This is a genomic window from Alteromonas sp. OM2203 (assembly GCF_048517045.1).
Classification (GTDB): Bacteria; Pseudomonadota; Gammaproteobacteria; order Enterobacterales; family Alteromonadaceae; genus Alteromonas; species Alteromonas gracilis.
Map to the genome: position 1 here is coordinate 3,804,306 of NZ_CP183209.1, position 19,990 is coordinate 3,824,295.

Below are 19,990 nucleotides of genomic sequence, written 5' to 3' on the forward strand. Positions count from 1 at the left end.
CTGTTTAAATAAGACCTCTTACACTATGACCGAATTTCACAATTAGATCATTTTTTCGTCATCAGGAATATCACCCACATAAGCAAAACGAGGGAGTGTCTCTCCGTCTTTATCCACTGACTCAACAAACATATCCAAAGGGCGAACCCATAACGCCTTTTCGCCATAACACGGCCGATATACCACTAATTTACTTTCGTCTTCTGAATGGGTGGCTACTTCGTAAACATCGTATAAATTACCTTTGTAGTGCTTATAGCGACCTGGGGTTTTAAGTTGATTTGAGTTCATAATGTTCTTCATTAAAAGAGTAATAAAATAGCAGTTGTTGGCTGCTTTGTTTGAGTGCCGCAGATAAAATGCCTTGGCTACCAAATCACTAGCCTGTGCTTTCGCAACGCAAGATATCATTAGCGGTATGCCCCACAACTTCGCCGCACTAAGTATAACAAGCGACTATATTGCAGCTGCAGCGCACGAGCATTAAAAAATGCATGATACCTTTAGCTAAATCTGTTCAAAAGGCAAAACTAATTGCTGAGTTGATTGAACGGCCGCAAGCCCTATGTGCACGCCCACAAGACGGATACCTCGCCCTGTTGCCCGTTCAAAGGCTTCCTGCATCAATGTGCGAAAGTAAGCTTCATTTAGGGTTGCGCAGCGATGTTCAACCGTGGTTAGCTGGAAATCATTAAACTTGAGCTTTACACCCTGGGTTCGAATACGCACAGGCTTGCCCGTTCGCTTCTTATGATTTTCCATTCGTTCTTGAAGCTTCTCAAACAGGTGCGGCAAAAAATCGAGGCACTGATTGAACGTGTGTATATCTTCGTTTAACGTGCGTTCTACGCCGATAGACTTGCGTTCACGAGATACGGATAGCTCACGCTCATCGATCCCGTGGGCACGCTCCCACAATACACTGCCGAATTTTCCAAGCTCTTTTTGAATGCGCTCAAAAGGATACTCACGAACATCGTTGCACGTATTTAAGCCCATGCGCTGCAGCTTTTGCATAGTCACTTTGCCAACGCCCGGGATTTTTTTTAGCGGCATGTCGCGCACAAACTCATCGAGCTTGTCTGGCGTTATCACGCAAATGCCGTCCGGCTTGTTTTCATCACTTGCTACTTTTGCCACAAACTTACAGGGCGCCACTCCTGCTGAAGCGGTAAGACCTAGTTCGTTTTGTATACGAGCACGTATCTCTTCAGCTATTAATGTAGCACTGCCACCACAAAACTCACTGTTGGTAACATCTAGGTAGGCTTCGTCTAATGATAGAGGCTCAATTAAGTCGGTATAGTCAGCAAAAATCTTACGTATTTTTTGCGACTCGGCAGCGTAAACATCCATGCGCCCTTTTACTAAAGTGAGGTTTGGGCATAGTTTCAGGGCATACGCTGTAGCCATGGCTGAACGTACACCAAATTTGCGGGCGGGATAGTTACAGGTAGAGATAACGCCACGACGGTCGGCACTGCCGCCAATGGCAATAGGAATATCGCGCAAGGCTGGGTTGTCGCGCATTTCAACTGCGGCGTAAAAACAATCCATGTCGACGTGGATAATTTTTCGCATTACCTGCCTTTGCTATATCGCTACAAACGTAAAACTGTACAAAAAGACAGTATATTACTAATTGCGTTGAATTACACTATCTCCTTGTAGACTTTAGATAGAGTTAAAGATACATGCATATGATTAACGGCTTTATGAAAATGCATTCTGTGTCGGTTTACCTGGCTAGATAAAGCCAAGTTTTACGTTTGTTTCTTTACTACAGAAATACATGGCCTTGTTGGTACAAGTATCGCACTGGTGAATATCCTACTGTTCAGCTCGATACTTCTGAAAACATAGTTGATGAAAAGGATAATTATCCATATTAAAACGCAATTAACGGGATAATTATACCTAACCAAAACAAAGACCTTAAAAATCAAACTTGAATAATTTTATATATAAGGGATAATTATCCGTATTAATATGCAATTTATGGGAAAATAATCCCTAGCGAGTTGAGTATGGCAAGTGTAGCTGGTCACAAAAAACTGTTTCCCAAACAAAAGAAGATCCTCACCACTTTTGGTGAAGACTTATTTCTGGCTATGAAACGCCGAGAATTCACCAAATCATTGGTAGCAGAACGTACAGGCTTAGACCCTAAGACCATCACTAAAGTATTCAATGGCGACCCTGGTGTTGCTATTGGTGCTTACTTAAAAGTGATGGCGGTGTTCGGCATGGAAAGTAACTTTGCTGACATGGCCGGGCACGATGAGTTGGGAAGTAAACTTCAAGACATGAAGTTATTGGAGAAAAAGCGATGAGTCGAGTAACGGCTGAAGTTTATGCTTCTTGGTTTCCAATAAAAGAACCTGTTTTTGCTGGCCACCTTTTATTTCAGGAAACATCACGAGGTGGCGTTTTTAGCTTTGAATACGATAGTGATTTTTTAACGTCTCCGTTTCGCATGCAGCTCGACCCGTCACTAGCATTAACTTCAGGGGAGCATTATAACGATAGAAGTGATAGGAACTTCCGCGTGTTTCTAGATTCTTGCCCAGACCGTTGGGGCGAGTTATTGATGAAACGGCGTGCAGCTCTCGATTTTAAAAATGGCCACAGAGAAACCGCAAGAATGACAGCCATGGATTATTTACTTGGCGTTCATGACTCCTACCGGATGGGAGGTTTACGATTCAAAACATCCCCAGAGGGCAATTTCGTAGATGATAATGCTGAGTATGCCGCACCGCCAATGGCGTCACTGAAACAACTAGAGTATGCCTCAATGATGATCGAAAACGATGAAAACATTGATAGTGACGAGTATTACCGTTGGTTAAGCATGCTCATTGCGCCGGGCTCTTCAATAGGTGGTGCTCGCCCTAAAGCATGTGCCCAAGATGACAACAATGATTTGTGGATAGCCAAGTTTCCCAATAGTAACGACACTACAGATGTCGGCGCTTGGGAAATGGTCTGCCATAAGCTAGCCCTTGATGCTGGCATTGACATGTATCCATGTGATATTCAAAAGTTTAACTCGACTCATCATACGTTTATCACTAAACGATTTGACCGAGATAAAGGTCAGCGAATACATTTTTCATCAGCCATGACTCAGCTTCAATACTACGACGGCAGAGGCGAAACAGAAGATGCGAGTTACCTAGAGTTAGCAGAATTCCTAACCGTGAATGGCTCGCAAACTCAAAAAGACTTAGCGCAGTTGTGGCGCCGTATTGTGTTTAATATTGCAGTATCTAATACCGATGACCATTTACGCAATCACGGCTTCTTACTGACAAAAAAAGGTTGGGCACTGTCACCTGCTTATGATTTAAACCCGTCTATCGATAAGACCGGCTTACACCTAAACATAGATGACATGTCAAATGACCTGGATTATGGCTTAGCATTTAGTGTCGCTGATTACTTTAATTTAAAAGAATCTGAAGCTAATAAAATCTATGACGAAGTGATGCACTCAGTGAAAAACTGGGAAGCGGTAGCATCTAGTATCGGAATTAGTAGGCAAGAACAGCTTGGAATGCAGGAAGCATTTAGGGTTTAGAATAATTACAAGATTAAGCTCAGAGTGAACAGATACAAAAAAGCGCTGTCGATTTACTCTAACAGCGCTTTTAAATATTAAGCCAACGAGAGACTAAGCATTAAAAAATTTGATTTTGTTTCCACTCGTTTAACTTTTTCTGGCGGGCTTCTTCTTTTTCCATGCGCGACTTTTTGCGATCGCACGGTTCTGGGCAGTCACAGGCTTTCTCAATACCTAGTGCGCCTAAGCCACCACAACTTCCAGAAATCGTTTTTTTCTGAACTAGGTAACCGATGGCCATAGCCAGAACCATAGTAAGAAAGAAACCAAAAGCAAGAATGAATGTAGACATTGCTACCCCCTAATTATGAACTGTGACCAGTTTATCAAATTCTGGCGACGCATACTCTTCAAATCCGTCATCTGTGCGACGAATGAGAAATACGGCAAGCTGTTCTTGCTCTGCAACCGCTATCGCCTGTTCCCATCCCATCACATTAAACGCAGTCGCCAAACCATCTGACGTCATAGATGATGGGTGAACAACTGTGACCGACACCAAGTTATGGGAAATTGGTTTTCCCGTTGTGGGGTCGATTAGGTGCGAATAACGAACACCGTCTTCTTCATAATAGTTGCGATAATCACCGGATGTTGCCACTGCGTTAGTACCAATAGACACCACTTTTTGTACAGCGCGCTCAGTAGTAACCGGTTTTTCAATAGCAATAAGCCATTCACTGCCGTCGCCACGCTCGCCTTTCACGCGCATTTCACCGCCTATTTCCACAAGGTAGTTTTCAATACCGTGCTTTTCAAGGATCTCTGCCACTTCATCAACGCCAAACCCTTTAGCAATGGTAGATAAGTCGACGTACAACATTGGGTGGCTTTTCTTTAAGCCCGTCGGCGTGGTTAATAGCTTCTTATATCCTACATACTCTCGAATCTCGTCGATGTCTGCCTGGCTCGGTACTTTTTCAGGGCGCTTTGTTGGGCCAAAGCCCCATAGGTTAACCAGTGGACCAACGGTTACATCGAGTACGCCGCCACTGAGGTTTGCCAAGCGCAGTGCCTCATTTACCACGGTAAGTGTATCTGGCGACACAGCAAAGTTATCGGTGTAGCGGTATTGATTAAACCTTGATAACTCTGATGTAGGGTCATAGGTCGACATCATCTTATTAACGTCAACAAGACGGGCGTCTATTTCAGCCTGTAAGCCTTCTACCGGCGTTTCAGCTACAAGGTATTTCACATTGTAGGTAGTACCCATAGTTTGGCCCTGAAGGTGTACCACAGGCGTTTTGTCATCGCTACAGCTTGCTAGTAAAAGAATACCTATAGCAAAAAAAGCGAGAAAAATTCGAATTGCAAATCGAATCACATTGTTGTCCTTACTAACATGTACACAGCCTTGAGGCGAGATGTACGTTGCGCGTTAAGCTTATACAAAAAAGGGGCTTTCGCCCCTTTTTTAGATTGCTTGTTAGCTTGGTAGCTTAGCCACCGAAGTCATCTAGCATGATGTTTTCGTCCTCAACACCTAAATCTTTAAGCATGTTGATTACGGCCGCGTTCATCATCGGTGGTCCACACATGTAGAACTCACAGTCTTCTGGTGCAGGGTGATCCTTCAAGTAGTTCTCTAGAAGTACTTGGTGAATGAACCCTGTATAGCCTTCCCAGTTGTCCTCTGGTTGAGGATCAGAAAGTGCTACGTGCCACTCAAAGTTATCGTTCTCTGCTGCTAACTCGTCGAAGTCTTCTGTGTAGAACATTTCACGAAGTGAACGTGCACCGTACCAGAAGCTCATCTTACGCTTAGACTTAAGACGACGAAGTTGATCGAAGATGTGTGAACGCATTGGGGCCATACCAGCACCACCACCTACGAATACCATTTCGTTTTCAGTTTCTTTCGCGAAGAATTCACCGAATGGACCAGAGATAGTCGCTTTGTCACCTTCTTTCAGGCTCCAAATGTACGATGACATTTTACCAGCAGGTAGGCTTAAGTTATTAGGTGGCGGCGTAGCGATACGCACGTTCAACATAATAATGCCTTCTTCTTCTGGGTAGTTCGCCATTGAGTAAGCACGAATAGTCTCTTCGTCTACTTTAGACTCGATGTCGAAGAAGCCAAAACGCTCCCAGTCACCGCGGTATTCTTCAGGAATCTCGAACTCTTTATACTTAACGTGGTGAGCTGGCGCTTCAATCTGAATATAACCACCTGCACGGAAAGGTACGCTTTCACCGTTAGGAATTTTAAGCTTAAGTTCTTTGATGAATGTTGCCTTGTTATCGTTAGAGATAACTTCACAATCCCACTTCTTAACACCAAATACAGACTCTTCCAGTTCGATTTCCATGTCTTGCTTAATCGCAACCTGACATGAAAGACGGCAGCCTTCGCGTGCTTCACCTTTAGTGATGTGGTCTAGTTCAGTCGGAAGAATTTCACCGCCACCTGAGTGTACATCTACACGACACTGGCCACATGAGCCACCGCCACCACACGCAGACGATACGAAGTAACCCGCGTCAGCTAGTGCACCAAGTAGCTTACCACCCGGTGCAGTTTTGATTGCCTTGTCTGGGTCACCGTTGATAGTGATGGTTACATCACCACTTGGTACCAATTTAGACTTGGCAAACATGATAATAAATACCAACGCTAGAACGATGGCAATGAACATGCCTACGCCTAGATATATTTCTACATTATTCATTTATATGCTCCCGAGCTCTATTACAGCTGAATACCAGTGAATGACTGGAAGCCAAGTGCCATTAGGCCAGCGATCATGAATACAGAACCAAGACCACGAACACCATCAGGCATATCAGCATACTTAAGCTTTTCACGTACTGCCGCTAACAATACAATTGCTATTGCCCAGCCCATACCACTTCCTACGCCGTAAACAACACTTTCGGTCAAGTTGTATTCACGTTGTACCGCAAATGCCACACCACCGAAAATTGCACAGTTAACGGTAATTAGCGGAAGGAAGATACCTAGTGCATTGTAAAGCGCTGGGAAGAACTTATCCAAGCTCATCTCTAGGATCTGTACCAATGCCGCGATAACACCGATAAACGTAAGGAAGTTAAGGAAGCTTAGGTCAGCTTCTGGGAAACCTGCCCATGCTAGCGCGCCTGGAGCAAGAATGTTTACATAAATAATTTGGTTAACCGGAACCGAGATACCAAGTACCACGATTACCGCTACACCAAGACCCATAGCAGTTTTAACTTTTTTAGATACCGCAAGGAAGGTACACATACCTAAGAAAAGTGATAACGCCATGTTCTCAACAAAGATTGAGCGAACAAATAACGACAAATAATGTTCCATGACTTACTCCTTAGGCTCTACTTGCTCTGGACGGATAGTACGGATTACCCAAATCATACCGCCGATTAAGAAGAATGAGCTGAATGGTAGGATTAACAAACCATTACCCTGATACCAGCCACCGTTTTGAACCAATGGAAGGATTTCGAAACCTAAAATAGTACCGAAACCAAATAGCTCTTTAATTGTACCAATTACAACTAGGATGAAAGAGTAACCCAAGCCGTTACCGATACCATCAAGGAAGCTCATCAGAGGTGGGCTCTTCATGGCGTAGGCTTCAGCACGACCCATCACGATACAGTTAGTAATGATCAGACCAACGAATACCGACAGCTGCTTCGATATCTCATACGAATACGCTTTCAGAATTTGGTCAACAACGATTACCAACGACGCAATGATGGTCATCTGGATAATAATTCGAACGCTAGATGGAATCTGGTTGCGAATTAGTGAAATAAACAAGTTTGAGAACGCTACAACGCTGGTAAGCGCAAGCGACATTACCAATGCTGTTTCCAGCTTAGTGGTAATTGCCAGTGCTGAACAGATACCCAATACCTGTAGGGCGATCGGGTTGTTGTCCAGGATTGGCCCAAAGAGGGCCTTTTTCATTTCTTTAGTATCTGCCATGAGACTTCCCTTATGAACGCCATGCTTGGTTCTTCAGGAACTGGCCGAAGCCTTGCTCGCCTACCCAGTAACGAATTGTGTTTTCAACACCGTTGCTGGTTAGGGTTGCACCTGAAAGCGCATCGATAGTGTGAGGATTGCTAGGGTTAGCATTTTTCACTACGCGAATAGCAACTTCGCCATTCTCGTAAAGCTCTTTGCCGTCCCATTTGTCCTGCCAAGCAGGGTTTTGCACTTCACCACCTAGTCCTGGTGTTTCTTTTTGCTGATAGTAAATAAGCTCGCGAACCGTTTGGCCGTCTGCGTCTACCGCTAAGAAACCGTACATAAGATCCCAAAGGCCGCTGCCGTGTACAGGAAGGATGATACGAGAAACATCACCTGCGTCGTCGCGAACTAAGTAAACACTTGCCACGTTAGGGCGGCGCTGGAAGCCAACATTGCTGTTAGTTACCTTTGTGCTGTACTCAGTTTCTTTGGCTGCTTTATACATATCGTAATCTGGCTTAGGCGCTTCTACAAAAGTACCTTCGTCAAGATTTACATAACGCTGCTCTACTCGCTCGCTGTACGTGCTTTCAATTGCGTTGTTGCTCATGCCCATTTCGTAAAGGCCTGCAGCATTAAGAATGTTACTCTTTTTATCAAGAGCAGCGTTTGTTTGTTGTAGAGAGCGAAGGCCAACAGCCGCGCCAGAAACAACAATTGAACAAACTAAACATACGGCAACAACAATACCTACCGTTTTGCCTAAAGATTCTTTCTTAGCCGACACGTGCTACCCTCCGCTTGATATTGCTTTGTGCGACGAAATAGTCGAACAGTGGCGCCCACAAGTTAGCAAATAGAATCGCTAGCATTACACCTTCAGGGAAGGCTGGGTTTAGGACGCGGATTAGTACCGTCATGAAACCAATGAAGATACCGTAAGCCCACTTACCTTGGTTTGTGAACGACGCAGAAACTGGGTCTGTCGCCATAAAGAACATACCAAAAGCAAGACCACCAACAACAAAGTGCCAATGTGCAGGCATTGCAAACATAGGGTTAGTATCGCTGCCGATTAGATTTAGCAAGGTTGCGAAGAACGCCACACCAATTGCTACACCAGCAACAATGCGCCAGCTTGCTATACGCATGTACATGATGAACAAGCCACCAAGAATAATAGCAAGGGTAGACACCTCACCCGCAGAACCTGAGATAGTACCGATGAAGCTGTTCATCCACTGATCCATGTTCGCATAGTCAAGGTTGCCAGACGCCGCTTGGCTTAGAGACGTTGCACCAGAATAACCATCTGCCGCTACCCATACTTGGTCACCTGAAATTTGTGCAGGATATGCAAAGTATAGGAATGCACGACCAGACAGTGCTGGGTTAAGGAAGTTACGACCTGTACCACCGAATACTTCTTTAGCAATAACAACACCGAAGGTAATACCTAGTGCAACTTGCCATAGAGGAATAGTGGCTGGAAGTGTTAGTGCGAACAACACCGATGTAACGAAGAAACCTTCGTTAACTTCGTGCTTGCGCACAGACGCGAACAATACTTCCCAGAAACCACCTACCGCGAACGTTACCGCGTAGATTGGCAACCAGAAACATGCGCCATAGAAAAATAGACCTAGTGTACCCGCATTTGCCAAGTCTCCGCCAAGTGCAGCGAATAGGCCTGCTTGCCACGTATCAGGTAGTGTACCTGCACCAGCAGCAATTGCTTCTTGCGCTTGGAAGCCGATGTTGTACATACCAAAGAACATAGCTGGGAATGTTGCCATCCATACCATGATCATGATGCGCTTAAGGTCAATGCTGTCACGCACGTGCGTGTTAGCTTTGTTTACTTTACCTGGGGTGTAGAAAATGGTCGCCGCAGCTTCGTAAAGCGCATACCACTTTTCGTGCTTACCACCTGGTTCGAAGTTTGGTTCGATCTTTTCTAAATACGCTTTTAAACCCATGACTTAACCCTCTTTCTCTATCGTGGCCAAACAGTCGCGTAAGATAGGAGCATAGTTATATTTGCCAGGGCATACATAAGTACACAATGCCAAATCTTCTTCGTCCAACTCTAAGCAACCCAATGTCTGAGCACCGTCAGTATCACCAGAAATCAGGTCCCTAAGCAGAAGCGTAGGAATGATATCTAGGGGCATAACGCGTTCGTAATTACCAATTGGAACCATAGAACGTTCTGAACCATTGGTAGTTGTTGTCATATCAAATTTCTTGCTACCACTTAGGTGACCTAAGTAAGCGCGTGTCACTGAGTGTTGGTTTGAACCAGGTAGGATCCAACCGAACAATTTCTTCTCGTGACCTTCTTTTAATAGTGAAACTTGGGTGTGGAAACGACCTAAGAAACCGTGGACGCCCATCGCCGTTGTACCGCTAAGTACAGAACCAGAGATAACACGTACTTCACCGTCAACTTGCTCGTTTGCAGTTAGCTCGGTTAAGTCTGCGCCGATTACCGTGCGCACTAGGCGTGGGTTTGTTGCTGCAGGACCTGCTAGTGAAATAACACGACGGTTATCTAGCTCGCCTGAAGTCAGCAATGCACCAATCGCCATTACGTCTTGGTAATTGATGTGCCAAACCGTTTTGTTCATGCCGGCAGAATCAAGGAAGTGGATGTGAGTACCCGGTAGGCCCGCAGGGTGAGGACCGCCAAATTCTTCAACATCAACTGCCGCATCGCCAGTAGCAACTGACGCACCTGCCGCTTTACAAACGTAAGTCTTGCCGCCGCTCAATTGCGTTAACGCTTTAAGACCATTTACGAAATCGTCTTGGCGCTCAGCAATAATCACAGCAGGATCTGCTGCCAGTGGATTAGTATCCATTGCTGTAACGAAAATTGAACTTGGAACAGAGTCTAGCTTTGGAGATTTGCTAAATGGACGTGTACGGAACGCCGTCCACATGCCTGACTCTACAAGGATTGACTGAAGCTGCTCGCGTGAAGCGCTCGCGATCTGGTCAGCTGCAATTTTGTCAAATGTCACAGCATCACTGCCGCTTACTTTAACAACTACAGACTGAAGAACACGTTTTGCACCACGGTTAACCTCTACCACTTCACCCGCTGCTGGGGCAGTGAATTTAACGCCAGGGTTCTTTTTGTCTTCAAAAAGTACCTGACCTTTTTTCACTACATCGCCAACTTGGACGTGCATGGTAGGGCGCATACCCACATATTCTTCTCCCAGAATGGCAACGCGCGTAGCAGCAGATGCATCAGCAATCTCCTGCTTTGGCGCTCCCTCAATTGGGAGGTCGAGACCTTTCTTGATTTTTATCATATGTAATCGCACTACTCTAATAGAAATACCCTTTTGCATGACCGCAGGAAACCGGCCTGTCAGTATGCAAAAACGCACTATTAACAGGTGTTAGACACCTTTTCGTTGTTGAATGATGGAACCTGCTGCAATTGTTACGGTCAGCCTGTTATGAAGCCGTAACGCATAATTCCTTTTGCGGACGCTTAATTCGCCCTATTTTTATAGACCACCAGCAGAAATTTACACTTATTCTTGTTGTTGTGTAGCTGCAATCGCTACTGCTGTTTTGGTAGAGGCAGAAAAGGCCCCTACTTAATTTCGGGATTTTAGCATTAACCCATACGTTTGTGCCACGCTATTTAAGTATAAAGGCAAATTTTTCTACAATTTAATGTAAACCTTTGGTCTCACTCATTTACATTTTGCGCAGCTTTCCTATGTAGTAGACTGTAATTAGGCGTAAAAAAGCCGTCAAATCAGACGGCTTTTCATTTTTAAACGTTACGTTAATTAATAGTAAGTTAAAGAATTACCACTTAACTAATGGGTCAACTTCGCTGTCGTAATCTACATTTTCTATATCAAAACCGAACAACTTTAAGAACTCATGGTGATAACCTTTGTAGTCACTTAAGTCATGAAAGTTCTCTTGTGTCACTTGGTCCCACAGCGCTTTAATTTTCGCTTGAGTAGCGTCGTTCGTTTCTTTACCATCCATACGATAGCGATTTGCTTCGTCTAACGTTGGTGTATTGCCAAATAAGCACTGTGTAAACAAGCCATAAATCTGTTCAATACAGCCTTCGTGAGTACCTTCTTCTTTCATCACCTTGTATATAAGTGAAATATAAAGTGGCATCACTGGAATAGCCGAGCTTGCTTGCGTAACCAATGCTTTTAACGAGCTCACATTTGCTTGCACAAGTAAGTCGCTGTTTTTGCCAATAATAGCGGCAGCGGCGCGATCAAGGTCTTCTTTCGCTTTTCCAATCGTTGCCTGACCATAGATAGGCCATGTTAACTCTTTGCCAATGTAGGTATACGCCGTTGTTTTACAGCCTTCAGCAAGCACATCTGCGTCGCGCAAAAAGTCCATCCAACGTTCCCAATCTTCGCCACCCATTACTTTGATAGTGTTCAGAATTTCTTCGTCGTTAGCTGGCTCTAATGCCACTTCGTGTACTTTGTCTTTATCGGTATCGTAGGTTTTTGTTGTGTATGCGTCACCTACTGGCTTAAGGGTAGACTTATACGTTACGCCTGTTTCAGGGTCGGTTCTACGGGGCGATGCAAGGCTATAGATAACCAAGTCAACCTTGCCCATTTCCGCTTTGATCTTTTCAATGGCTTCGTTTTTAATTTCATCAGAGAATGCATCGCCATTGATGGTGTCTGCATACAGGCCTTTCGCTTTCGCGTTTTCATGAAATGCAGCTGTGTTATACCAACCGGCTGTACCTGTTTTTCGTTCCGTTGGTGCTTTCTCAAAACACACACCAAGTGTTTTTGCGCCATAGCCAAAGGCAGATGTGATACGTGACGCCAAGCCATAGCCTGTAGAGCTTCCAATCACTAATACGTTTTTAGGACCTTCGCCCAAGTCACCTTTCGCTTCCACATAAGCAATCTGTTCTTCAACCGCTTTAGCACAGCCTACCGGATGCGCGTTTGTACAAATGAAGCCTCTCACTTTAGGCTTGATAACCATAATAATTTTCCTTATTTGAGCGTGGGCCTATTGTAATGCCGAAGCCACTGATAACAACTCGGAGCAGATAAGGAACCAGCATATCGCATACGTGTAGTTACACCAACAAAACTTGAGCACTCACCCGTTCATATTTGAAGATTTGTTATATTTTACAGGTTATTAAACAACGGCATCACTTCATCTTGTTAGCCGAGAACTAATAAATATTTGTGGGAAAACAAAAGAAGAGACTGAGGGAAGAAAAGTGAAGGCTGAATTTTACAGGAGCGCTAGTGAGCACTCCTGTAATGGTGTTTTTAACCTAGAACGTCTAGTAGTTCTACATCAAATACCAATGTGCTGTATGGGGCAATCGCTGCACCAGCACCTTGTTCACCATAAGCTAGGTCATGTGGTACGTATAAACGGTACTTAGCACCTGCTTTCATAAGTTGAAGGGCTTCGGTCCAACCTTTAATCACGCCACCAACAGGGAATTCAGCCGGCTGACCGCGCTCGTAAGAGCTATCAAATGTTGTACCGTCAATAAGCGTACCGTGATAGTGAACACGAACAGTGCTAGATGCATCTGGTGTTTCACCGTCACCTTCCGCAATGACTTCATACTGAAGGCCAGACTCAGTTACCGTTACTTCGTCACGCTTCGCGTTTTCTTCAAGGTACTTTGTGCCTTCTTCAATAACTGCTTTGCTCGCTTCTTCTTTAGCCGCTTGCATACGCTTATGAATTTCGCCGAACGCATCGCGCAGCGTATCGTTGTCAACTTGAGGGGCTTGACCCGCAAAAGCGTCTTTTAGGCCAGCAACAACTGCATCGATTGCCAAACCGTCAAAAGGATTTGATTGCAATTGTTGACCCATTTGAAAACCAATGCCGTAACTTGCTTGGGTTTCTACTGTGTTGAATGTATCAGTCACAAGAACTCCTGAAATTAAATTACAAATGCAGTACAAATTTCAAACAAACCGCATAATGCGAAAATGTTTCTGCATTTTCCGGTGCAAGAGTGTATCACACCATAAAATATCTTGCTTTGAGCAATGTTAATTAGGGTGCAAAAGTATCAAAATGTTGTAAATTATAACCGAAAGTGGTTAGACAAGTCGCAAAGGACACAGTATGGTTAGCCCATATATTTAGGAGGATAGCATGCAAACACACTATGATGCTGAACTGAAAGATACCGTTCGATACCTTGGTAAAACCCTTGGTGAAACAATCAAAAATCAATTGGGTCAAGAGTGGCTTGACCGCATTGAAAAGATTCGTAAAGGCGGCCGAGCCTCTTATCAGGGAGACGCTGCATGCAGTGAAGAACTGAAAGAAACTTTCAAAACAATGTCTGACAGCGATTTGTTGACTGTTGGCCGTGCTTTCGCACAATTCTTGAATTTGGGCAATATTGCCGAGCAAGAGTACAACGCGGCAATGAATGTCGATGCATCAATTGATGCGCTGTTCAAACACCTAGATAAAGCTGAATTAACAGCTGACAAAGTACAAGATGCTGTAGCAAAGCTGAATATTGACCTTGTATTAACTGCGCACCCGACTGAAGTCACGCGCCGAACGCTTATTCACAAACACAAAGAACTCGCCGACTGCCTTCAAGCAGTGCATCAGGCGTCGCTTAGTGATGTTGAGCGTAAGAAAATCGAAACCCGCATTGCTGATCTTATTGCGCAAGCTTGGCACACTGAAGAAATTCGCTCAGTTCGCCCTACCCCCGTTGATGAAGCGCGTTGGGGCTTTTCCGTTATTGAAAACTCGTTATGGGAAGCCGTACCTGATTTCATGCGCGAGCTTGATGGCCGATTAAACGAAGACTATGACGTATCGCTACCGCTAGACGCATCACCAGTACAATTTAGTTCTTGGATGGGTGGTGATAGAGACGGCAACCCATTTGTTACTTCAAAGGTAACCGAGCAAGTATTGCTACTGGCAAGAAAGCGCGCAGCTAAGCTTTTCGCTATCGACCTTGATCGTTTGCAAGTTGAACTTTCAATGTACGATTGCAACGAAGAACTACGCGAAAAAGTGGGCGACGCCATCGAGCCATACCGCGCCCTACTTCGCCCTTTAGTGAACAAGTTCATTGCTACCCGCGATGGTATTGCCGACTATCTTGCGGGTAAAAACCCGGACACGTCAAACTGGATAGAAAGCGACGACGAGCTTATCGAACCGCTCATGCTTTGCTATCAGTCTCTACTAGACTGCGGTATGCAGGTTGTAGCAAATGGTCTACTTCTAGATACTATTCGCCGTGCACGTGTTTTCGGCATTCACCTTCTACGCCTAGACGTACGTCAGGACTCTGAGCGTCACGCCGACGTATTTAGCGAGTTAACTCGTTATCTTGGCCTTGGCGACTACGCACAGTGGAGCGAAGCCGACAAGCAAGCGTTCTTGTTGCGAGAACTGGGCTCAAAACGCCCACTCTTCCCTGCGCAATGGGATGCGTCTGATGACGTAAAAGAAGTACTCGATACTTGTAAAGTTATTGCGAAACACAGCAAGCACGGCTTTGGGATCTACATTATCTCTATGGCAAGTGAGCCATCAGATGTATTAGCGGTTCAGTTACTACTTCAGGAAAGCGGTGTAGATTGGCCAATGCCAGTAGCGCCATTGTTCGAAACGTTGGACGATTTGAACAACTCACCTGATGTCATGCGCAAACTTCTATCAATCGACTGGTATCGCGGTTACGTGAAAGGTCGTCAGTTTGTGATGATTGGTTATTCTGATTCAGCAAAAGACGCTGGTGCACTAGCAGCAGGCTGGGCACAGTACCAGTCGCAAGAAGCGCTTGTAGCCATTGCTGATGAATTTGACGTAAGCCTGACCCTATTCCATGGTCGTGGTGGTACGATTGGTCGTGGTGGCTTGCCTGCACATGCAGCTATCTACTCTCAGCCTCCTGGCTCATTAGACGGCGGCTTCCGTGTAACAGAACAAGGCGAAACTATTCGCTATAAGTTCGGCATGCCAAAGCTAGCTAAACGCAGCCTAGGTATTTACGCCAGCGCTATTATTGAAGCCATGTTGTTCCCGCCTCCGGCGCCTAAAGAAGAATGGCGAGAGCTTATTACCGCAATGGCAGCCCAAGGTCGCGATAACTACCGCGCTACGGTAAGACACGATGAAGAATTCGTACCTTACTTCCGCGTGGCAACACCTGAGCAAGAGTTAGGTAAACTTCCGCTAGGTAGTCGCCCTGCTAAGCGCAAGCCACAAGGCGGTATTGAAAGTCTTCGTGCTATTCCATGGATTTTCGCATGGGCACAAACCCGTTTAGTTCTGCCAAGCTGGTTAGGCGTGATGCGCGCTATTGATAGCGTGAAGACCCCTGAGAATGAGAAAGTGGTTAACGAGATGTTCAGCGAATGGCCATTCTATCGTTCGCGTCTTTCAATGCTAGACATGGTGTTCCACAAAGCCGACCCACGCATTAGTGAAGCTTATGATGAGCGCCTTGTACCTAAAGAGCTCAAGCACTTTGGTGAAGCGCTGCGTAGCGAGCTTAAAGAAAGCATCTCGTCACTGTTGGCTATCACAGGCGATGACGACATTATGAAGAACGACCCGCAGGGTAAAGAGTCTATGGAAATTCGCGCTGCGTATTTACAACCTCTACATTACCTGCAAATTGAGCTTCTAGATCGTATTCGTAAAGCCGGTGATGATGCACAGAACACCAGCTTAGAACGCGCAATGATGGTTACCATCGCGGGTATTGCCATTGGTATGCGTAATACAGGTTAGTCACTGTGTTAGCGAAGTGGTTGAATTGACGCACATAGCTTTATTTTGTTAGTCACCAATCGCTTCGCTAAGTAAAAAGATCAAGAAAGCCCGCTTCATATGATGAAGCGGGCTTTTTTATTGCTTAAGTCTTTCTACTTACACTCAAGATAAGTACTAACAAGTTAGATCAAAACGGTCTGCGTTCATCACCTTCGTCCGCGCTGCAACAAAGTCTTTTTGAAGGTAGTTTCTGTAACCATCTGCAATTGGCTCTAGCGGATCAAACGATTCAGCATAGGTCATGTCGTCAGTGGCATCACCACGTCCTAGTGAGAAAGGAACAGGTACGTCAGGCTCTATATAACGAACTTTTGGTCCTAGGTCGCGGTGAGTAAGTTTAAACCATGCACGAGCGAACACTTCGCTGAAATATTCACGATCGTTATAGAATTTTTCAGAAATTTTTCTATATTCTGGATCTATTTTCATCGCCATATCGGCGTCGGTCATAATAGGGTTATAGCGTTTTGATGGATCTTCAACAGGCTTACCTTCTTCCTTAATGTTAATTGGTTCCCTCTGCTCAGCACCGGCAGGAGACTTTTTCAGTTCCCAATCGTAATTAAGCAGTAGGTGGAAATATCCGTTGTCCCATTGCGTAGGATTCGTCGTCCACGCGCCTTCAATGCCACTTGATACGGTATCGCGACCAATACTGCGACTCTCATGGTTCATCCAACCAAGACCCGCTTCTTCAATGCCTGCTGCTTCTGGGTCTGGGCCTAACGCTTCTGCGCTTCCGTTACCGTGACATTTAGCGACCGTGTGGCCACCGGCTGCTAACGCAACGGTTTCTTCGTCGGTCATTGCCGTACGCGCAAAGGTTTCACGTACGAGGGCTGCCGTTTTAAGTGGATCTGGTTTACCGTTAACGCCTTCAGGGTTTACGTAAATAAGGCCCATCTGCAATTCGGTACGAGCCTGCAGCATGCCACGACATACGAATCATAAGACCGCCATAGTGCCCCCAATCTGCTGGCCACCAAGGCTGTGAATCTGTCATTAAGTCGGTGAGATCTTTTTTAAGGGCTTGAAAGTCTAGTTTTTTAACCTCTTCACGGTAATCGAAGTCCTCTTCCATTGGGTTTGTCTTCGTATCGTGCTGATGCAAAATGTCTAAGTTTAAGGCTTCAGCCCATCAGTCCATTACTGTTGTCCCCGTGGCTGTTAAACCACCATGCATGACCGGGCATTTTTTTGTCGAATCATTTACATCACCTAACTTTGCATCGCTCATATTACATCCTCTTTGCCTGTTCGTTTGCGTTATACAACTCACACGTTAGTTAGGTTATAGGATTGGCCTATGGGGTTACGCTGTGACACCACCTTCGACTTCAAAAAAGCGTTATTCAAGGATAGCCAAAATTTTGCTCTTTCCCACATTACAAAAACATTATCTCATCATATTGGCACTTGCCCATTAGAACTAATACAGGTATGCCGCTAATCTTTTTCTCATGGCTGACAGCCACAGAATATTGAAGGGTTATGCTTATACTACAGTTAAAGGTATTACTGCTGATTCAGGTGAAATCAGGCTTTTTGATGTAACGAAATACCCATCTCTGAACTAACCTAAACACAGTTCCATTCGAAATTGCCAACATAATATGACCTTATTAATCATGGTTTCCCACAAGAGGTTACAAACAGATCATCCATACAGTTAAAAAGTCGCTTCGACCTTAATACACTTTAAAGGTCCCAATTCTTGGGGCTTTTATTAATAGATTAAGGATGACTTATGCAAGAGTTAAATGTAGAAGAAGTAACACAAGTGTCTGGAGCAATGAGTGACTGGACCTCTGGAGGCATGGCAGTAATAGGCCTTGGGATTGCCGGAGGTCCAGCTACAGGTATATTCGGACTCGCTGTCGGCGGAGCAATGATGTTCATTGGCTATTTCGACGAGTAAGAAGTGATAAAAGCTCACCTTTGGGCGAGCTTTTAATCTCCACCTAATGAGGGTAAAACACCATGAAACATAAAAAATTGGCTGATTTCACTTACCTAGTTTTGATCTTTACAACGTTCATCGCCTCCTACTTGAAAGATAGCGATTCTTTTTTTTACACATTTACCGTACTAACGCTGGGTTACATAGTCATTCTTCAGCATGGAATTATTCAACGTTTGGATTTTAACGAAGCCCCCCTATCTGTGGGTAATAAATCTGTAAATATAGAAAAATGAGATTTGGGGCTGAGAGAAGTTTTGATAAGTAAACTTGCACCACAAACGCCGTCGCAATGTCTACAAAGATGCAACAAAAAAAGCTCAATAAGTAAGGTCGTAACAGACTGCTCTTTTCTAAAAAAACTTCAGTGATTAGGCTATTGAGGTGTTTGGAGGTGGCGGGGCTTTGATAAGTAGGCTCTCCACCGCAGGGAAGCGGTGGCGAAGCCTACAGGGAAGTATTCACGGCGTGCCTACGTTCAAAGGCCCGCCAATGACACTCACCGATTAGCCGTTTACGAAGTCAACGCCTAGCTTGATGTCGCCGCGTAGGCCTTCAAGCATGTCGTTTTTCGCTTTTTCTTCAAATGCGCTTAGCTCGCCGTATGGCAAGATTTCTTCAACACCGTTTGCACCTAGGCGAACTGGGTGTGCGAAGAATGCTGCGTCGTCGCTATCGTCAGTTTGTACGTAAGTGTACTCAACCACGTTCTCACCTTGCATTGCTGCAACTAGAGATAAACAGAAACGTGCTGCTGCTTGACCCATAGATAGGGTTGCAGAGCCACCGCCCGCTTTTGCTTCAACAACTTCAGTACCCGCATTCTGGATACGAGTAGTTAGGCTAGACACTTCTTCGTCAGTAAACTCAACGCCTTCAACTTGTGAAAGTAGAGGAAGGATAGTTGTACCAGAGTGACCACCGATTACCGGTACGTGCACTGAAGATACGTCTACACCTTTAAGTTCAGCAACGAAAGTTTCAGCACGGATAACGTCAAGCGTAGTTACACCGAAAAGCTTGTTCTTGTCGTAAACGCCTTTTGCTTTTAGCGTTTCAGCTGCAATAGCTACAGTAGTGTTCACTGGGTTAGTGATGATACCAACACACGCGTTCGGGCAGTTATCAGCTACACCTTCAATTAGGTTTTTAACAATGCCGGCGTTGATGTTGAACAGATCAGAACGATCCATACCTGGCTTACGAGGCATACCTGCTGGAATAAGAACAACGTCTGCTCCAGTTAATGCACCAGCAAGGTCATCTTTACCGTGACCGGTTACTTTTACCGCAGTTGGGATGTGGCTCAAATCAACGGCAACACCAGGAACTACTGGCGCAACGTCGTAAAGCGCTAAATCTGAACCTGCTGGCAATTGTGTTTTCAACAACAAAGACAGCGCCTGACCAATACCACCGGCAGCACCTAACACGGCTACTTTCATACCATTTCTCCTATGGGATTACTTCACGTATTTAAACGGAACGTCACACTAATGCAACGCGGGGGAAAACTCAATCACCGGATCGTCTTATTAACGTTATTTATGGCGATTTTTATTCGATATTCATTATCATGAATGATTATGCAAAGAAATTGCGCAAAGTCCACCTGTGCGGCACAATATACGCATACTAAATATAATTC

Annotated in this window: 17 protein-coding genes and 1 pseudogene; 4 read left to right on the top strand and 14 right to left on the bottom strand. The window is 44.9% G+C overall.

The features are described from left to right. Window positions 1-42 precede the first annotated feature (42 nt). Both ACM0P2_RS16765 and dinB read right to left on the bottom strand, forming a co-directional pair. The gene (locus ACM0P2_RS16765; RefSeq protein ID WP_159120460.1) at window positions 43-291 is read right to left on the bottom strand and encodes a DUF1653 domain-containing protein; all 249 of its coding nucleotides are present in this window, start codon (window positions 289-291) and stop codon (window positions 43-45) included. 216 nt (window positions 292-507) lie between these two features. Next, on the bottom strand, window positions 508-1,581 hold the full coding sequence (gene dinB, locus ACM0P2_RS16770) for a DNA polymerase IV (protein WP_159120459.1): 1,074 nt from the start codon (window positions 1,579-1,581) through the stop codon (window positions 508-510). A gap of 446 nt (window positions 1,582-2,027) precedes the next feature. On the opposite strand from dinB, the gene ACM0P2_RS16775 reads away from it, so the two are divergent. After that, window positions 2,028-2,333, top strand: coding sequence for a hypothetical protein (locus tag ACM0P2_RS16775; protein ID WP_020744337.1), 306 nt, complete (start codon window positions 2,028-2,030; stop codon window positions 2,331-2,333). Beyond that, window positions 2,330-3,583, top strand: coding sequence for a type II toxin-antitoxin system HipA family toxin (locus ACM0P2_RS16780; protein WP_159120458.1), 1,254 nt, complete (start codon window positions 2,330-2,332; stop codon window positions 3,581-3,583). The genes ACM0P2_RS16775 and ACM0P2_RS16780 overlap by 4 nt, the downstream gene beginning before the upstream one ends. A 100-nt stretch (window positions 3,584-3,683) precedes the next feature. Here ACM0P2_RS16780 and nqrM read toward each other — a convergent pair whose 3' ends face one another. The 10 genes from nqrM to ACM0P2_RS16830 all read right to left on the bottom strand — a co-directional run bounded on the left by nqrM (window position 3,684) and on the right by ACM0P2_RS16830 (window position 13,486). After that, window positions 3,684-3,917 carry a (Na+)-NQR maturation NqrM gene (nqrM, locus tag ACM0P2_RS16785; RefSeq protein ID WP_419226852.1) on the bottom strand — a complete coding sequence of 78 codons (234 nt, stop codon included), beginning with the start codon at window positions 3,915-3,917 and terminating at the stop codon, window positions 3,684-3,686. 9 nt (window positions 3,918-3,926) lie between these two features. Continuing rightward, complete coding sequence (locus ACM0P2_RS16790) at window positions 3,927-4,952, bottom strand: FAD:protein FMN transferase (protein WP_105930387.1); 1,026 nt, start codon at window positions 4,950-4,952, stop codon at window positions 3,927-3,929. Between the two features lie 115 nt (window positions 4,953-5,067). Continuing rightward, window positions 5,068-6,300: an NADH:ubiquinone reductase (Na(+)-transporting) subunit F gene (gene nqrF, locus ACM0P2_RS16795; protein ID WP_159120457.1), complete on the bottom strand. Its 1,233-nt coding sequence runs from the start codon at window positions 6,298-6,300 to the stop codon at window positions 5,068-5,070. A 20-nt stretch (window positions 6,301-6,320) separates the two neighbouring features. Beyond that, window positions 6,321-6,929 carry an NADH:ubiquinone reductase (Na(+)-transporting) subunit E gene (gene nqrE, locus ACM0P2_RS16800; protein ID WP_159120456.1) on the bottom strand — a complete coding sequence of 203 codons (609 nt, stop codon included), beginning with the start codon at window positions 6,927-6,929 and terminating at the stop codon, window positions 6,321-6,323. A 3-nt stretch (window positions 6,930-6,932) separates the two neighbouring features. Then, window positions 6,933-7,565 (bottom strand): NADH:ubiquinone reductase (Na(+)-transporting) subunit D, encoded by a 633-nt coding sequence (locus tag ACM0P2_RS16805; protein WP_118492037.1) that lies wholly within the window; start codon window positions 7,563-7,565, stop codon window positions 6,933-6,935. Between the two features lie 10 nt (window positions 7,566-7,575). Continuing rightward, window positions 7,576-8,340, bottom strand: coding sequence for a Na(+)-translocating NADH-quinone reductase subunit C (locus tag ACM0P2_RS16810; protein WP_105930389.1), 765 nt, complete (start codon window positions 8,338-8,340; stop codon window positions 7,576-7,578). Further along, the gene (locus ACM0P2_RS16815; RefSeq protein WP_014950797.1) at window positions 8,330-9,532 is read right to left on the bottom strand and encodes an NADH:ubiquinone reductase (Na(+)-transporting) subunit B; all 1,203 of its coding nucleotides are present in this window, start codon (window positions 9,530-9,532) and stop codon (window positions 8,330-8,332) included. Before ACM0P2_RS16815 ends, ACM0P2_RS16810 begins: the two co-directional genes overlap by 11 nt. A gap of 3 nt (window positions 9,533-9,535) precedes the next feature. Continuing rightward, the gene (locus ACM0P2_RS16820; RefSeq protein WP_159120455.1) at window positions 9,536-10,876 is read right to left on the bottom strand and encodes a Na(+)-translocating NADH-quinone reductase subunit A; all 1,341 of its coding nucleotides are present in this window, start codon (window positions 10,874-10,876) and stop codon (window positions 9,536-9,538) included. A gap of 511 nt (window positions 10,877-11,387) precedes the next feature. Continuing rightward, on the bottom strand, window positions 11,388-12,566 hold the full coding sequence (fabV, locus tag ACM0P2_RS16825) for an enoyl-ACP reductase FabV (RefSeq protein ID WP_419226853.1): 1,179 nt from the start codon (window positions 12,564-12,566) through the stop codon (window positions 11,388-11,390). A gap of 299 nt (window positions 12,567-12,865) precedes the next feature. Beyond that, window positions 12,866-13,486, bottom strand: coding sequence for an FKBP-type peptidyl-prolyl cis-trans isomerase (locus ACM0P2_RS16830; protein ID WP_390608695.1), 621 nt, complete (start codon window positions 13,484-13,486; stop codon window positions 12,866-12,868). A gap of 232 nt (window positions 13,487-13,718) precedes the next feature. On the opposite strand from ACM0P2_RS16830, the gene ppc reads away from it, so the two are divergent. Further along, window positions 13,719-16,340 carry a phosphoenolpyruvate carboxylase gene (gene ppc, locus ACM0P2_RS16835; RefSeq protein ID WP_159120452.1) on the top strand — a complete coding sequence of 874 codons (2,622 nt, stop codon included), beginning with the start codon at window positions 13,719-13,721 and terminating at the stop codon, window positions 16,338-16,340. A gap of 186 nt (window positions 16,341-16,526) precedes the next feature. Here the strand turns inward: ppc and ACM0P2_RS16840 are convergent. Then, window positions 16,527-17,619: pseudogene (locus ACM0P2_RS16840) on the bottom strand (peroxidase family protein); the annotation flags it as partial. Window positions 17,620-18,129: 510 nt separating this feature from the next. Between ACM0P2_RS16840 and ACM0P2_RS16845 the strand changes: the two are divergent. Then, window positions 18,130-18,300: a hypothetical protein gene (locus ACM0P2_RS16845; RefSeq protein WP_202941858.1), complete on the top strand. Its 171-nt coding sequence runs from the start codon at window positions 18,130-18,132 to the stop codon at window positions 18,298-18,300. A gap of 548 nt (window positions 18,301-18,848) precedes the next feature. On the opposite strand, the gene mdh is transcribed toward ACM0P2_RS16845, so the two are convergent. Next, entirely contained in the window at window positions 18,849-19,787 is a 939-nt protein-coding gene (gene mdh, locus ACM0P2_RS16850) for a malate dehydrogenase (RefSeq protein WP_159120450.1), read from the bottom strand. Between the last annotated feature and the right edge of the window lie 203 nt (window positions 19,788-19,990).

Coding starts and splice junctions, on each gene's coding strand:
- ACM0P2_RS16765 (WP_159120460.1), bottom strand. CDS start 291: ATGAACTCAAATCAACTTAAAACCCCAGGTCGCTATAAGCACTACAAA.
- dinB (WP_159120459.1), bottom strand. CDS start 1,581: ATGCGAAAAATTATCCACGTCGACATGGATTGTTTTTACGCCGCAGTT.
- ACM0P2_RS16775 (WP_020744337.1), top strand. CDS start 2,028: ATGGCAAGTGTAGCTGGTCACAAAAAACTGTTTCCCAAACAAAAGAAG.
- ACM0P2_RS16780 (WP_159120458.1), top strand. CDS start 2,330: ATGAGTCGAGTAACGGCTGAAGTTTATGCTTCTTGGTTTCCAATAAAA.
- nqrM (WP_419226852.1), bottom strand. CDS start 3,917: ATGTCTACATTCATTCTTGCTTTTGGTTTCTTTCTTACTATGGTTCTG.
- nqrF (WP_159120457.1), bottom strand. CDS start 6,300: ATGAATAATGTAGAAATATATCTAGGCGTAGGCATGTTCATTGCCATC.
- nqrE (WP_159120456.1), bottom strand. CDS start 6,929: ATGGAACATTATTTGTCGTTATTTGTTCGCTCAATCTTTGTTGAGAAC.
- ACM0P2_RS16805 (WP_118492037.1), bottom strand. CDS start 7,565: ATGGCAGATACTAAAGAAATGAAAAAGGCCCTCTTTGGGCCAATCCTG.
- ACM0P2_RS16815 (WP_014950797.1), bottom strand. CDS start 9,532: ATGGGTTTAAAAGCGTATTTAGAAAAGATCGAACCAAACTTCGAACCA.
- ACM0P2_RS16820 (WP_159120455.1), bottom strand. CDS start 10,876: ATGATAAAAATCAAGAAAGGTCTCGACCTCCCAATTGAGGGAGCGCCA.
- fabV (WP_419226853.1), bottom strand. CDS start 12,566: ATGGTTATCAAGCCTAAAGTGAGAGGCTTCATTTGTACAAACGCGCAT.
- ppc (WP_159120452.1), top strand. CDS start 13,719: ATGCAAACACACTATGATGCTGAACTGAAAGATACCGTTCGATACCTT.
- ACM0P2_RS16845 (WP_202941858.1), top strand. CDS start 18,130: ATGCAAGAGTTAAATGTAGAAGAAGTAACACAAGTGTCTGGAGCAATG.
- mdh (WP_159120450.1), bottom strand. CDS start 19,787: ATGAAAGTAGCCGTGTTAGGTGCTGCCGGTGGTATTGGTCAGGCGCTG.